Annotated in this window: 13 protein-coding genes and 2 tRNA genes; 6 read left to right on the forward strand and 9 right to left on the reverse strand. The window is 35.1% G+C overall.

All coding sequences use genetic code 11. The annotated features are described in order from the left end of the window. Positions 1-59 precede the first annotated feature (59 nt). The 7 genes from NQ499_RS03990 to NQ499_RS04020 form a co-directional block, all read right to left on the reverse strand. Complete coding sequence (locus NQ499_RS03990; protein WP_259848560.1) at positions 60-1,685, reverse strand: IS1182 family transposase; 1,626 nt, start codon at positions 1,683-1,685, stop codon at positions 60-62. Between the two features lie 72 nt (positions 1,686-1,757). Beyond that, a complete protein-coding gene (locus tag NQ499_RS03995) occupies positions 1,758-2,426 on the reverse strand; it encodes a trimeric intracellular cation channel family protein (RefSeq protein ID WP_259848612.1) in 669 nt (222 codons plus the stop codon). A 42-nt stretch (positions 2,427-2,468) separates the two neighbouring features. Next, positions 2,469-3,074 (reverse strand): 30S ribosomal protein S4, encoded by a 606-nt coding sequence (gene rpsD / locus NQ499_RS04000; RefSeq protein WP_006507145.1) that lies wholly within the window; start codon positions 3,072-3,074, stop codon positions 2,469-2,471. 225 nt (positions 3,075-3,299) lie between these two features. After that, on the reverse strand, positions 3,300-3,812 hold the full coding sequence (locus NQ499_RS04005) for an O-acetyl-ADP-ribose deacetylase (RefSeq protein ID WP_006507144.1): 513 nt from the start codon (positions 3,810-3,812) through the stop codon (positions 3,300-3,302). A gap of 10 nt (positions 3,813-3,822) precedes the next feature. Then, positions 3,823-4,638 carry a tetratricopeptide repeat protein gene (locus NQ499_RS04010; protein ID WP_050772227.1) on the reverse strand — a complete coding sequence of 272 codons (816 nt, stop codon included), beginning with the start codon at positions 4,636-4,638 and terminating at the stop codon, positions 3,823-3,825. A gap of 10 nt (positions 4,639-4,648) precedes the next feature. Continuing rightward, entirely contained in the window at positions 4,649-5,041 is a 393-nt protein-coding gene (locus NQ499_RS04015; protein ID WP_006507142.1) for a pyridoxamine 5'-phosphate oxidase family protein, read from the reverse strand. A gap of 64 nt (positions 5,042-5,105) precedes the next feature. Next, positions 5,106-6,440 carry an MATE family efflux transporter gene (locus NQ499_RS04020; RefSeq protein WP_006507141.1) on the reverse strand — a complete coding sequence of 445 codons (1,335 nt, stop codon included), beginning with the start codon at positions 6,438-6,440 and terminating at the stop codon, positions 5,106-5,108. 172 nt (positions 6,441-6,612) lie between these two features. Between NQ499_RS04020 and NQ499_RS04025 the strand changes: the two genes are divergently transcribed. From NQ499_RS04025 to NQ499_RS04050, 6 genes are all read left to right on the forward strand, one after another. After that, positions 6,613-8,355 carry a septation ring formation regulator EzrA gene (locus tag NQ499_RS04025; protein WP_040390267.1) on the forward strand — a complete coding sequence of 581 codons (1,743 nt, stop codon included), beginning with the start codon at positions 6,613-6,615 and terminating at the stop codon, positions 8,353-8,355. A 49-nt stretch (positions 8,356-8,404) separates the two neighbouring features. Beyond that, positions 8,405-9,541 (forward strand): cysteine desulfurase family protein, encoded by a 1,137-nt coding sequence (locus tag NQ499_RS04030; RefSeq protein ID WP_006507139.1) that lies wholly within the window; start codon positions 8,405-8,407, stop codon positions 9,539-9,541. 4 nt (positions 9,542-9,545) lie between these two features. Next, complete coding sequence (gene thiI / locus NQ499_RS04035; RefSeq protein ID WP_006507138.1) at positions 9,546-10,742, forward strand: tRNA uracil 4-sulfurtransferase ThiI; 1,197 nt, start codon at positions 9,546-9,548, stop codon at positions 10,740-10,742. Positions 10,743-10,835: 93 nt separating this feature from the next. After that, a tRNA-Lys gene (locus NQ499_RS04040) sits at positions 10,836-10,911 on the forward strand. A 55-nt stretch (positions 10,912-10,966) separates the two neighbouring features. Next, positions 10,967-11,042: transfer RNA gene (locus NQ499_RS04045), tRNA-Lys, on the forward strand. 108 nt (positions 11,043-11,150) lie between these two features. Next, on the forward strand, positions 11,151-12,587 hold the full coding sequence (locus NQ499_RS04050; protein WP_006507137.1) for an HAD hydrolase-like protein: 1,437 nt from the start codon (positions 11,151-11,153) through the stop codon (positions 12,585-12,587). A gap of 76 nt (positions 12,588-12,663) precedes the next feature. Here the strand turns inward: NQ499_RS04050 and NQ499_RS04055 are convergent, their stop codons facing one another. Together NQ499_RS04055 and NQ499_RS04060 are read right to left on the reverse strand one after the other, a co-directional pair. Continuing rightward, the gene (locus NQ499_RS04055) at positions 12,664-13,551 is read right to left on the reverse strand and encodes an IS3 family transposase (protein WP_259848513.1); all 888 of its coding nucleotides are present in this window, start codon (positions 13,549-13,551) and stop codon (positions 12,664-12,666) included. A gap of 11 nt (positions 13,552-13,562) precedes the next feature. After that, positions 13,563-14,315 (reverse strand): helix-turn-helix domain-containing protein, encoded by a 753-nt coding sequence (locus NQ499_RS04060; protein WP_259848497.1) that lies wholly within the window; start codon positions 14,313-14,315, stop codon positions 13,563-13,565. Between the last annotated feature and the right edge of the window lie 69 nt (positions 14,316-14,384).

Genomic DNA, 14,384 nt, shown 5'->3' on the forward strand with positions numbered 1-14,384 from the left:
ACCTTTTCATATTTCAGACGTACTTAAAAAGAACCTGCCCATTTCCTAAAAAAATTTTATCAGCAGATAAACAATCTGAGCATCTCCTTGACCTGTTTCATCTGGTTTTCTTCTGTTTCCTTGATTCTTTTCTTCAGTTTCTGATATTTCCTGATATTATGCCCCATTGAAACAAGGTAGATCTCCATCTGAACATTGTCATGTCCTCTTCTGTAGAGTCTGTCATAACCCATATTCTCCTTAAGATCACCAAAAGTTCCTTCTGCTTCATTATCTCTCTTGAACATGAGTTTCTTTCCTTCTTCACTTGTGACATTTTTTCTTACTTCCTTATGAAATTCATCAAGTTCCTTGCAGTAGTTTATGCTTCTTCCAATTCTGGATTTAGTGCATCTTGATCTGAATGGACAACCATCACAGTAATGATTTATTAGTTTTATATTATTACGTGCATATACGCCCCTTGTATCAGTAGTTACCTTATCCACCTCAAACTCATGACCAGCAGGGCATATATACCCGCCATCTTCTGTTCTCTCAAAATGAGAGGCTCTGAATCTATTCTTATCATTTGTCTTCTTCGATTCTTCATAATATCCTGGATACTTCATAAACAGCTCAATACCGTTTTCCCTGCAGTACATATAGTTATCATAGCTACCATAACCTGCATCAGCAGGTGTCTTTAAAGGAAGCTTGCCATACATAAGCTTATACTTCTCCATGAAGGGAATATATGTCTGAATATCAGAACAGTCACTGCTTACGTAAATGTTTCTGATGAAGCCATCACTCACGCCTACCTGGACATTGTATCCAGGCTTGAAAACGTTAGTATGATTATAATAGTCATACTTCATGTGCATGAATGTTGCATCAGGGTCTGTCTTGGAACAACTGTTTCTGTCACCAAGCATATCAAAATGCAGTGCATATTCAAAAAGTTTCATCGCTTCTTTCGCTAGCTCATCATAAAGCTTCTGAATCTCGCTCTTTCTGCATCCTTTTCCATGAACGAACTCTATTCCATTGTCCTTCATGTAAATCTCTATTTTATCTGTAACTCTCAATAGATAATCAATATTAGGCTCTCTAAGAATGGAGTATCTGCAGTTGATATTCTGTTCCTTAAAGAACTTATTGATTCTCTTGATAGTATCATTACACTTCTTCCACTGTCTTTCCCTATGTCTGACAGTATTTTTTCTCCATATGAATGTGTTCTTGTTGGCATTGGCTTCATACTTAGTACCGTCAATGCATAATATATCTGTATCGATAGGAAGTTCATCCTCCATGATTCTATTCATTTCATAGAATATCTCTTCAACGGACATAATGAGATCATCATGGATGAATCTCTGAAATGCCTGATGAGAAGGCTTCTGATTCTGTGCGATGAACATATATCTGATGTCAGTTCTGCATAGTTCTGCAAGCTTTCTTGTAGATGCATAACCATTATCCGCAAAAGCAAGCAGAAGCAGTCTGAGCATCATGAGACCATCATACCCATGAGAATTTCTATGAGTGAAGTCAACAAACTTGTTTATATCTATCCTTTCCGTAACTTCAATCACAGTTCTTGAAATATCATCAGCAGGTATATCTTTTTCAAAAGAAATATTAAAATCTAGTAGCGCATATGTCTGATATGCCGTATAATCTTGTTGGTATGTTTTCATGGTAGAATTAATGTACCATAAAAGGCGGACTTCGGTCCGCCTTTTACTGTTTATGAAACTATAATGAGTTATTTACCCGTTACAGCCTCTTTTGTTTTTGTCTCCACAGTAATCAATTGTTGGTAAATCCCATCGATAATGGGCTGCAAGTACTCTAATAAGTACAACAATAATAAAGCCTAATACAACTGCAGCATTGGTTTCCCCATATTTAATGAATAAACATGTAATGATTGCGCCAATGATTGAAGCGGAAGCATAGATCTGTTTTATACATACCTGAGGGAGTTCATTTGCGAGAACATCACGAATAATACCTCCTCCTACACCTGTCATAACACCTAGAAAGGCAGGAAGGAATATTCCATGATGAATAGCCATCCCCGCATTTACACCATCCATTGTGAAAGCGGCAAGGCCTAGGGTATCAAAGATAAATAATAATTGGGTCGTCAAAGACTCAATACTTTTTCTTGTTGTTTTCTTATGAAAATATAATATTAAAATAGTTAAGTTGGCAGTAACTAGTGCAATAATTACGAAGATTGGGTTTTTAAACATAACAGGGGGAGTAACACCAATCAGTACATCTCTTACCATCCCTCCACCTACTGCAGTACATAGTGCAAGAATATTAATTCCAAATAAATCCATCTTCTTTTTACTAGCAACCATCACACCAGAAATTGCGAAAGCAATAGTGCCAACAATATCCATGATTAAATTAAATGTTGCATTCATATATACTCCAATAAAAAAGCAGCCCTAAGGCTGCTAATAGAATTAACCAAGTCTGTTATAGTATTCGACGATTAGCTGTTCGTTGATTTCCTGATTTAATTCAGATCTTTCAGGAAGTCTAGTGAACTTACCAGTTCTCTTTTCAGCATCTACTTCAACGAAGCCAGGAGTATGAGTCTGAGCTTCTAAAGCTGTCTTGATAACATCTAACTGCTGAGATCTTTCCTTAACAGTAATAACGTCACCAGGATTTACTCTACATGAAGGGATATCAGTCTTGATACCGTTTAATAAAATATGACCATGGTTTACTAACTGTCTAGCTGCTCTACGAGTTGTTGCAAATCCCATTCTATAAACTACGTTGTCTAATCTTGATTCAAGTAAGAATAAGAAGTTTGCACCAGTTACACCTTCCATCTTAGAAGCGCGGTCGAAAGTGTTGTGGAACTGCTTTTCGTTAATACCATACATATGTCTTACTTTCTGCTTTTCTGCTAACTGAAGACCATATTCAGTGCTCTTGTGTCTCTTCTGACCATGCTGACCTGGAGCATAAGGTCTCTTGTTTAATTCTTTTCCGTTTTCCAATACTGAGAAACCAAGTCTTCTAGACTTTTTCCAGATTGGGCCTGTATAACGTGCCATTGACGTTACCTCCTTATTGTTTTATTTGCATAAAACAATAACAATTCATAACTCACCCTGCGTATGTTCTTATTAAGCATTTCTCTTGCGGTAAGATACTTTGCATCCCTAAGTCAAGAACGTAGCTGCACGACTGTTATGTACCGCTATTCATTTTATTGCGAGTTTGATTATACTGAATAAAGTATAGAAAGTCAAATAAAACTTGATAAAAACAACATAAATTTATTTTGTTTTTTTGACTTCAGCTTCATATACTGACGCAGTATGAGAATCAAAGAGCACCCATTCTACTAATTCAAAATAATCAGGGTTATTCTCTATGAATTCATTTACACTCTTGACTGCAATCTTTGCAGCTCTATCAACAGGAAAATGATAAATACCTGTTGATATAGAAGGGAATGCGATTCTTTTGATACCATGATCCATTGCCAGCTTCATAGAGTTGTAGTAGCAGTGTGCAAGTAATTCTTCTTCGTTGTGATTTCCACCACACCAGATAGGACCTACAGTGTGAATCACATAATTACAAGGAAGATTATATGCTTTTGTGATTTTTGCTTCTCCTGTTTCACATCCATGAAGAGTCCTGCACTCTTTAAGAAGTTCTGGCCCTGCTGCACGATGGATTGCTCCATCTACACCGCCTCCACCTAGTAGGAGATTATTGGCTGCATTCACAATAGCCTCTACGTCGGTTACTTTTGTGATATCACCTTGAATTGTTTTAATCATATGTTACCTCTTATTTTGTCCACTCATATCCAGGCAATACTTCATTTAATTTTTGTCTTGCCTCTTCTTGATTTTTTAAAACATGCTTATAACAGTTTTTAATGAGAAAATCTCCTGATTCAAGTCTTTCATAATACATCTGTTCAGCTAACTGGTAATATTTTAAGGCCTGCTTGTTATCTACTTCTGTACCAATGCCCTTAAAGAAACAATCACCTAGACGCATCATAATATCAGCACCTACTAGATGAATATTATCTTCATTAAGTCCTTGGGCACAATGCATATAGATACGGAATGCTTCTACCTCATTTTTGTCTACATAATAACCATTACGATACATATCACCAATCTTATAGAGTGAACATAGATGTCCATCAAAGGCCCCTAATGCGAAATAATGAAATGCTTTCTTATAATCTACAGGCATATCTCTACCATAGTAAAAACAATATCCTAAATTTTCCTGCGCCTGACGACATCCTCCATCTGCTGCAATTGTATAATACTCAACAGCTTTTTTATAATTCTGCTCACCAGCACGACCTGTATAATAGAGTGCTCCAATATCACATGCTGCATTCACATTTCCTGAATTAAGTTCATCAGTATAGACATCTATGATAAAATCAGCGACACATTCAGGAAGAATCTTTGTGCCATCTGCTTCATGTAATTCTCCTGCGATATTATAAGCATCTTCATAGACTTCTTCATCTGAAAAGTCCATTTCATTTTCTATGATATTATAGATTTCTGGATAATCCTCTTCTGATATATTTGAGAGTATATCATTAAGTCTTCTATATAATTCTTTACTGTTCATAATTTTCTCCCTAGAAGTTGACTGTTTCTTTTTCATGTGTAAATGAATAGAAAGTCGCAGTCGCATTCTTAAAATAGAATACTTCTGTATTTTCATCATCGGCTGAATACATTTTCTTTAAAGATGGATAAGCATCAAGCATGGATTGTTTTGGTTCTTTTCGGTCATCTTCTATAAGTTCTCCTGCAATACGTAGCCATTCACCATTCTTGTATGCACAAATTTCTACCTTTGGATTTGCATGAATCTGTTTTGATACATTCTTTACCTTCCCTGTTTGAATATAGAGCTTTCCCTCAAATATATGTGCTGTTCCAAAAGGTCTTACTCTTGGCTGATCACCTTCAACTGTTGCTAGGTAATAAGTATCTGCTTCTTTCAAAAAATTAATTATTCTTTCCATGATTTTACCTCCTTACATAATTATACCACTACCAAAAAAGAATATCGGAATAATACCGATATTCTTATACATGATCTAACCAATGTACACGGAAGTAGTAGATAAGTAATCCAATCATACAGATCACCCATGTAACTGGCCATCCTGCAAATACAATTGCGATGTTATGAGTAAAAGGAACTGCTACCACAAGATAAATCTGTCTCAAAAAGACGAATGTACCTACCATGAAATACATTGGAATATTAGATAGCCCGACACCTCTAAGTGCACCAGAAATAATCTGAATAACTGGCAATGTGAGATATCCTGCTGCGAAGACACGGGCCATTAAATAACCGTATTTAATCACTTCAGGATCACTAGAGAAGATACCTACAAGCTGCTCACCAAATACATAAATCAAAATAACACCAATAGTTGTAACTCCAAAGGTCATAGCCATTGTAGTGCGAAGCCCTTTCTTGACACGATCTATGGCATGCGCACCAATGTTCTGTCCAGTAAAAGTCGTAATAGCCATTGCAAAGCTTTGAATTGGTAATTGTAGGAATCCATCAATCTTTACATAAGAAGTATAACCAGCTACTGCATTGGCGCCAAAAGTATTGATATAAGACTGAACGATTACGTTACTAAAAGATACAATGGATTGCTGAAGAGCAGTAGGGATTCCTATTTCAATAATCTTTTTCAAGATAGGCTTATCGATAGAAATCTCTTTAATCTCTACTTTATAGATTTCTCTCGAGAATACTAATTTTATTATAACAAGCAGCGCACTGATTCCCTGGGCAATAAAAGTTGCCCATCCAGCGCCTGCAACACCCATATGAAAATTCAATACAAAAACAAAGTCTAGAATAATATTAATAATAGACGCAATAATCAAATAATAAAGTGGTGTCTTAGAATCACCTACAGCACGTAATATACCTGAGCCCATATTATAAATACATACAAAAGAAATACCACCAAAATAAATACGTAAATATAAAGCTGCAGGTGTCATGACTGAATCAGGAGAACCAATAAGAATTAAGATCTGACGTGATAAACCTATACCTAAAATAGTAAATAATACACATAGAATAAGAGTTAAGGCAATTGATGTATGAATCGCTTTTTTCATCTTATTTAAATGATTACCACCAAAATATTGAGCAATGACTACTCCCGCGCCTGTCGCAAGTCCTGTAAAGAAACCAACAAGAGTATTAATGATTGGAGTGGATTGTCCAACAGCTGCAAGAGCTCCTGAACTTACAAAGTTACCTACTACATAAGAGTCCACTGTGTTATAAAGCTGCTGGAATAAGTTTCCGACTAACATAGGAATAGAAAACCATAATATCGCTTTCCATATCTTACCATGTATTAAATCTGTACTTTCATTCATGTTTTACCCTCCCTAAACAATACAATCATAGCCCTATTTTTTAAGATAGAGCAAACATTTTCGTAAAAAGAAATAAACGGATGTGTATTTTTTTGATGGTTTCACGATTCCGTAATGAAATGACTTGAAAAATATGATAAAATTAAGTCGATATGTAAGAGAGGGATGTTTTATGGATTATTTGAAGGAACTAATACAATATATAGGAGTAAGAAACCTAGTAATATTTGCCTCTATCCTCATTGTTTTGATTATTTTTATGATTATATATCATTCAGTGAAGTTAAAGGTATATCGTCAAGAAATCTTAGAATTAGAAAACCAGATTACTGGAATTAAAACACTGCCATTACAATATAGATTGGGTCGTGTGCAGTCCATTGCGAAAAATATGCCGGAAGTTGTTGAACAATATGAAGAGTTCACTAAGGATTTTGAAGAAATCACTGAATTCCAGAAGAATGAATTAGGTGTTCTAGTGGATGAGGTGGATGCTGCTTTATTTTATGGAAAGAGTCATGGCGTCAAAAAGAAACTGGCAATGATTCAGGAAATGACACAGCGTTATGATCGTGATGCAAAAGCTCTTCTTGCCCGCATTGAGAAGGTGACAGAAATAGAAAACATCCAGCGTATAGAAATCATCAGAGTAAAAGAAAAGTATCGTCAGGTAGGCAATGAATACGATAAGATTCGTATTAAAGTTGAAGAGTTTGTGCCACATGCCTTAGAGATGTTTAAAGAACTAGATGATGATTTTGTAAAGCTTGAAACATTAATGAATAATCAGATGTTTGCGGATGCTAAGAAGTTTACAGAAGAAATTGAAAATCGTATTGATAGTCTTCATGAAAATTTAAAGGATCTTCCTTCTTATGTTTATGTAGTATCTGATTTATTGCCAAGCAAGATCAATAAGGTGGATGAATTAATTGCTTCTTTAGAAGGTGATGATTATGCGCTTGAAGAAATGAAGGTTGCTGCACGCCGTCAGGAAGTGGATGAGCAGATGGAAGAATCCATTGTGCAGGTAAAGAATGTAGATATTAAGGCTGCAGCAGAAGTGCTTGAACCTTTAACTGGCCTTATTGAAGGATTAGTGATTGATTTAAGTAAAGAACTTGACTCATATAAGCAGTTCAAGGAAAAATGGAGAGAAAGCTATAATGAACTTCAGAGACTTACAAGTATGTATCAGCAGACCATGAAGGAATATCGTCGCTTGATTACTGAATTTGTGATTGATGAAGAAGAAGTTGTTATTAATAAGAAGCATGAAGAGTTTATACAGATTCAAAATGCCGCTAATGATCTTATTGAACAGATGGAGTCGGGTCATTTTGCATATGCAGATATGTTAGAACATGTTGAGAGTCTTTATGAAAGAATGATGACACATGATGCATATCTTGAAGAGTTTGAAAAGCAGAAAGATGAAATTGAAAAGAAGAATCAGGAAGCAGAAGAACTCATCGAAAACATCAATATTGTCTTATTGGAAATCAAGTCTGAAATCAAGAATGAACATCTTCCTCTTGTGAATGATTCTTATCGTGATTATATTGCTGACTCTTATAATAAAGTAGAAGAAATCAAGCGTTTTAAAGCCCATAAACCGGTTGTATTGAATGAACTATGTGCCAAGGTAGAAGGGGCGAGAGATGTGATCTATAAGCTTTATGATAATGTTCATAATATGATTGTGACAGCGGGTATGGTAGAAGATGCCATTGTCTATGCCAATCGTTATCGTTCAATGTTCTTAGAGGTCAATACAGAACTTACTAAGGCTGAAGTCTTATTTAGAAATGGTGAATATCGCAATGCATTACAGGTTGCAGTTGATATTCTAGAAAGACTTGAACCAGGAAAATATGAAGAACTCATCAAAAGAAAAGAAATTAAGTCCGCTTAGTGTGGACTTTTTTCTTTTATATCGTTATTATTTAAGGCGGGGTGATTAGATGATTTATCTAGATTATGTAGCGACAACTCCTCTTGATGAGGAAATACGCTCTACATATACAAAACTATTAACAAATTATTTTGCGAATTCTGATTCTGCTTATGCACCAGGTTATGAGGTCAGTCGTTTGATTGAACAGTCACGTTCACATATTGCGAAGTTACTTCATGTAAGTCCTGAAGAATTAATCTTTACATCATGTGCATCAGAGTCTAATAATACAGCTATCAAAGGAACGGCCTTCCAATATATGAATAGAGGAAAGCATATTATTACAACGGCCTTTGAACATTCAAGTGTAGCTAATACTTTTAAGCAGCTAGAAGAAGTATTTGGGTTTGAAGTGGATTATGTGTCTGTTGATTCAAAAGGACATCTTGATTTAGAAGAATTAGAATCCCTTATAAGAGAAGATACGATTCTTGTTTCTACAATGTATGTCAATAATGAAGTAGGAACAATTAATCCTATTCATGAAATTGCTTCTATTGTCCATAAAAAGAATCCTAAGACAAAATATCATGTTGATATGGTACAGGCTTTAGGTAAGCTGTCTATTACGCTGGATGATATTGATTTAGCCACTTTCTCAGCACATAAGGTATTTGGTTTAAAAGGAAGTGGTTTACTCTATAAGAAGCGTACTGCAAGTATTGTTCCTCTTATCAATGGAGGACAGCAGGAAAATGGCTTAAGAGGTGGAACAAGCAATGCCTGTGTGGATATTGTGCTTGCGAAAACAATGCGTAAAGCAATTGAATCTCAAAAGAGTCACTATGATTATGTCAAATCACTTAATGACTATTTACGTGAACAGTTAAGTGAAATGGACAATATTGTCATCAATTCACCAGAAGATGCGAGTCCATTCATCCTAAATATTTCATGTCCACACTATAAACCAGAAGTCATTGTGCATGATTTAGAAACTAAAGGAATCTATATCTCGACAAAGAGTGCCTGCTCAAGTAAGAAAGTAGAAATCTCTCATACTCTTCAAGCAATGCATTTGGATCCTCTTATCAGTTCAAGCGCATTAAGACTTTCATTCTCACATCTCACTACAAAGCAGGAACTAGATATATTCCTAGATGCTTTAAAAGATACATTAAATAGAATTAAGAAACAGAGGTAATTAGATGAAACCAGATCATATTCTTGTTCGTTTTGGAGAACTTACAACTAAAGGAAAGAACCGTAAACAATTTATTAGAAAACTATTAAAGAATACAAAAGAAATACTTCATGACTATTCTGCCTTAGAGTATGAATTAACATATGACCGTCTTTATATTTATTTAAATGAAGAAAATGCGGAAGAAGTGACAGATAAGTTAAAGACAATCTTTGGTATTCACAACTTCTCTTTATGTTATAAGGTAGAACATGACTTAGAAAAGGCCAAGGAAGTTGTTACTTATATTATTGATCATGATGAAGGTCATACTTTTAAGATTGATACAAAAAGACATGACAAATCATATCCTAAGACATCTATTGAGATGAATAAGGAAATTGCAGGATATGTATTCCATCATACTACAAAAGAACTATCAGTAGACGTTCACAATCCAGATATTTTAGTACGTGTAGAATATAGAAAAGATGCTATTTATATTATGGATAACATGATTCCGGGTGCTGGAGGCTATCCAGTAGGTATTGGTGGTAAAGCCTTATTAATGCTTTCAGGTGGTATTGATTCGCCTGTTGCTGGTTATTTGACGATGAAGCGTGGAGTAGACTTAGAATGTATTCACTATGCTTCTCCACCTTATACAAATGAATTGGCAAGGGAAAAGGTATTAGACCTAGTGAATGTATTAAAAGACTATACACATGGTTCTATTAAAGTTCATATCGTTCCGTTTACTGAACTACAGTTATCTGTCTATGACCATTGTGATGAATCTTATGCAATGACAGTTATGCGTCGTATGATGTATAGAATTGCGGAAGGTGTTGCAAAGAAGAATGACTGCTTAGCTATTGTGAATGGTGAAAGTATTGGTCAGGTGGCATCTCAGACACTTGAATCAATGAATACAATTAATCAGGTTATTACAACGCCTGTTATTCGTCCTGTTGCATGTATGGATAAATTAGAAATTATTAAGATTGCTGAAAAGATCGGTACATATGATATCTCTATTAGACCATATGAAGACTGCTGTACAATCTTTACACCACATAACCCAGCAACTAAACCTAAGGCTTATAAAGCAGAAGGCTATGAAGCGAAATGGGACTTTGAAACAGAAGTACAGAAGTGTATTGATCATACAGAAACAATCATCATAAACTCTAAATATAAGAATGATGAAGATCTTTTTTAAAGGTTTTTAAAAAAATGTAAAAAAAGTTCATAAAGTAGTTGACGAAGTGTCCTTAATCGTGTAATATATAACTCGTCGGTTGAGGACACACCTCTCTCCGTAGCTCAGTTGGTAGAGCATCTGACTCTTAATCAGAGGGTCCACGGTTCGAGCCCGTGCGGGGAGACCATTTAAAATTTAACAGGATAAAACCTGATACTCTTGATAGAAATATCAAGAACTATCTCTCCGTAGCTCAGTTGGTAGAGCATCTGACTCTTAATCAGAGGGTCCACGGTTCGAGCCCGTGCGGGGAGACCATTTGAAAATAAGGCAGAACTTCGGTTCTGCTTTTTTGTTTATAGGATAGCATATCATTTAGGAATTATGCTATAATGATGTTTAGATTAGGGAAAGGGGTATTATTTTATGAGAGAGGATACAGAATTAAAACTAGCAATCATAGAACTGGATGGATGTATATTCCCCCTAAACAGGCTCCGTTATAATTTCTATAAGAATTTATGTAAGAAGAAAAACATTACTGTTACAGCGGATGAGTTTTATCATGCTTTAGGTAATATGTATACAATGTATGAAACACTTCCTCTTGCAGCAACACTTAATAGTAATAAGTTGAATTCAAGTGTTGAAAAAGATTTATACAATTATTTGAGTATGAAGGGCTTATCACCAAAAGATGGTGTGATTGAATTATTTGAATACTTTCATCAGAATAATATTCCAATTGCAGTTGTTTCTACACATAAGACAAAATCAGCTATTAATTATCTAGAACTTGGTTCTTTATATCGTAAGGTGGATTATGTTATTGGATGTGATACAGACATTACGCCACTTCCATCAGAAGAACTTCTTGCATATATTGATAAAAGATTCCAGGTAACGCCTAAGGATACATTAGTCATTACTTCTATGAATGGTATTCTTCATTCAGCTAATAATATTGGTATGAATACCATCTATTTAAATGATCTGGTAGAAGCAGGAGATGATGAAATCAGCTGTTCTTATCAGGTGGCCAATACAATGTATGAAGCATTAAATGATATTCTTTTTGGTCGTTATGAAGATTACAAGATTTTTGAACCACTTCTTGGCATGGATAAAGAGATGTCTGTGGCTAAATTAAAGTCTTTATTTGCGAATTTACAGGAAGTTTATAAAGATGATCCTGATTTATTAAAGATCATTAAATCTACTTATATATCTAAGTTATCAGAACTTACAAGAGAGCGTCCTCGTCGTTTTACTTTCAATGATGAAGATCTCGCAGAATTAGAAAAAGAGGAAGTCGAAGAACCTGCTGTAGAAGAAGAAAAAGAAGAACCAACGGCCCTTTCACTTAATGCACAGGATACGGCTGCATTGAATGATGTGATTGCAAAGGTGATGGAAGCTGAAAATAACCCTCCAAAAGAAGAGGAAAAAGAAGAAATCAAAGAAGAACCAGTCGTAGAAGAACCAAAGAAAAAACCAGATCATCATATAATTAATACATTTATAAATATTAGTTATGTCTTATTACTTTCATTGATGATTTTATTACTTGGCTTGGTTGTTCATGTTGCTTTAGGTAATATGATGGATCATCCAGTTGTAAAGGTCCTACATACAATCAGTCTAGCCTATATTGGTGTTGCTGAAACAATCTTTAAGACAATCTTCAACGGTCTTCATTCTCTCACGAATGCAGTACCTGACTATTATACTTATATGAATAATAATCAGGTGATGACAGTTTCTGCATTAAAGATGATTCATTGTTATATATTGAATGTAGTTGTTGTGACAATCAGTGAAATTATTAAATACTATACACTAAAGAAAAAGAGCTCAAACTGATCCGCCCCTGTCAAGTAGACAGGTGAAATAATTAAAAACATGTACCTATGCCTGCCACTACGTGGCAGGCATATTTTTATGCATAATGTGCCGCCTTATATTTCTGTATCGCCTTGTTCTCAGGTATTGGATACTGAACTGGATTCTCATTGCACAATGCTTCACTTCTTACTTCATAAGGTGTTCTCACACCAAATCTTCTTTGATATCTTTCATGACTGTAATATCTTATCCATTCTCTTATTGCCTCTTCTAATTCCTCTCTTGTTTCATATTTCTTCCCATAATGATATATCTCACATTTAAGTATTCCCCAGAATCCTTCCATTGGTCCATTATCAATGCAGCAGTGAACTCTGGACATGCTCTGTTCCATGCCATTATCCTTAAGCATACGTACAAAGAATGGACTCGTATACTGGTAGCCACCATCACTATGAAATAACGGATGTGCTCCTGGATTAGCTTCTACAGCTGATCTGAATGTATTGAAGACAAGGTTATTATCATTATGGTCACTAATTTCATATCCTACTGGATATCTGTCATAAAGATCTAGTATCAGGCTTAGATATAGCTTATTTTCATTATTCTTTCCATATTTGAACTCAGTGACATCTGTTACCCATTTTTCGTTAGGTCTTGATGCATTGAAGTCTCTTTTGAGATTATTCTTGGCTGTATTATTGCTTTTTCTGACTGTACAGCTTCTTCTTTTTGGTCTTATGATTGACTTGATGCCAAGTATTTTCATCACCTTGTAGACCTGCTTGTCATTATAGTTCTTGTTTTCATCTCTGTTTATTCTATCTGCCATCATTCTGTAGCCAAGCGTATGATTGAATTTCACATCATACTTTCTTATAAGGTCTGCCAGTTCCTCATTTTCAAGATCTCTTTCGCTCTTATTGCGTCTAAGCCATTTATAATAATTCGCCCTCTTTACACCTAATATCTCAAGCATAGCTGATAGGCTTACCTCTTTGTCTTCTTCCTTGATTTCCTTGATTGACTGATATTCATTCTCGAATCTGCTTGTTCTGCATATCCTCTCCTTTCTATCTCCTCCACTTTTTTTAACAGTCTTATCTCCAGATGAGCTCTCTCAAGCTCACGTTCCTTTTCTCTCAACTGTTTCTTTAGAAGGCCAAGTTCATCTAGCTCCTCATCCTTTTTACGGCGTCCACGTCTATCTGATAAGCCTTCTTCACCTTTTTCTCTGTACTTTCTTACCCAGTTAAATACATTTGAATATGTCACATCAAACACTTTGCACGTTCCCGAATAATCAAGATTGTGTTCCATGCAGTACTTTACTATCTCTATTCTTTCTTCTTTTGTGACTTTTCTGCACTTTGCCATATAGATTTCCTTACCTCCAGGAATATAATCCTTTAATTCTATATGATCATTATATAACTTTACCCATGCAAGTACTGTACTATCTGAAGGAATATTATATTTTAGCGCAATATCTATTAGTGAGCTTTCACCAGCAAGATATTCTTCTACAACCTTCCTTTTAAACTCTTTTGTATATGATTCATTTGCAGGTTTTTCATCAAATGCAGAATCACCATACGCTTTAAAGATTCTAATCCACTTTTTCACTGTGTTTTTACCAGCATTTATTTCTTTTGCTAGACTAATAACTGATTCACTGCCATCTAAGTACCTTCTACATATTTCAATTTTTTGTTGTTTAGAAAACTTGCTTTTTCTTCCCATAAGAAAAACCTCCTCAGCAAACAGTGCTTTTAATTATTTACACTGTCTACTGGGAGGTCATCATATCAA

Source organism: Catenibacterium mitsuokai, assembly GCF_025148785.1.
Taxonomy (GTDB): Bacteria; Bacillota_I; Bacilli_A; order Erysipelotrichales; family Coprobacillaceae; genus Catenibacterium; species Catenibacterium mitsuoka.

Coding starts and splice junctions, on each gene's coding strand:
- NQ499_RS04010 (WP_050772227.1), bottom strand. CDS start 4,638: ATGAACAGTAAAGAATTATATAGAAGACTTAATGATATACTCTCAAAT.
- thiI (WP_006507138.1), top strand. CDS start 9,546: ATGAAACCAGATCATATTCTTGTTCGTTTTGGAGAACTTACAACTAAA.
- NQ499_RS04050 (WP_006507137.1), top strand. CDS start 11,151: ATGAGAGAGGATACAGAATTAAAACTAGCAATCATAGAACTGGATGGA.
- NQ499_RS03990 (WP_259848560.1), bottom strand. CDS start 1,685: ATGAAAACATACCAACAAGATTATACGGCATATCAGACATATGCGCTA.
- NQ499_RS03995 (WP_259848612.1), bottom strand. CDS start 2,426: ATGAATGCAACATTTAATTTAATCATGGATATTGTTGGCACTATTGCT.
- rpsD (WP_006507145.1), bottom strand. CDS start 3,074: ATGGCACGTTATACAGGCCCAATCTGGAAAAAGTCTAGAAGACTTGGT.
- NQ499_RS04030 (WP_006507139.1), top strand. CDS start 8,405: ATGATTTATCTAGATTATGTAGCGACAACTCCTCTTGATGAGGAAATA.
- NQ499_RS04060 (WP_259848497.1), bottom strand. CDS start 14,315: ATGGGAAGAAAAAGCAAGTTTTCTAAACAACAAAAAATTGAAATATGT.
- NQ499_RS04015 (WP_006507142.1), bottom strand. CDS start 5,041: ATGGAAAGAATAATTAATTTTTTGAAAGAAGCAGATACTTATTACCTA.
- NQ499_RS04025 (WP_040390267.1), top strand. CDS start 6,613: ATGGATTATTTGAAGGAACTAATACAATATATAGGAGTAAGAAACCTA.
- NQ499_RS04055 (WP_259848513.1), bottom strand. CDS start 13,551: ATGCTTGAGATATTAGGTGTAAAGAGGGCGAATTATTATAAATGGCTT.
- NQ499_RS04005 (WP_006507144.1), bottom strand. CDS start 3,812: ATGATTAAAACAATTCAAGGTGATATCACAAAAGTAACCGACGTAGAG.
- NQ499_RS04020 (WP_006507141.1), bottom strand. CDS start 6,440: ATGAATGAAAGTACAGATTTAATACATGGTAAGATATGGAAAGCGATA.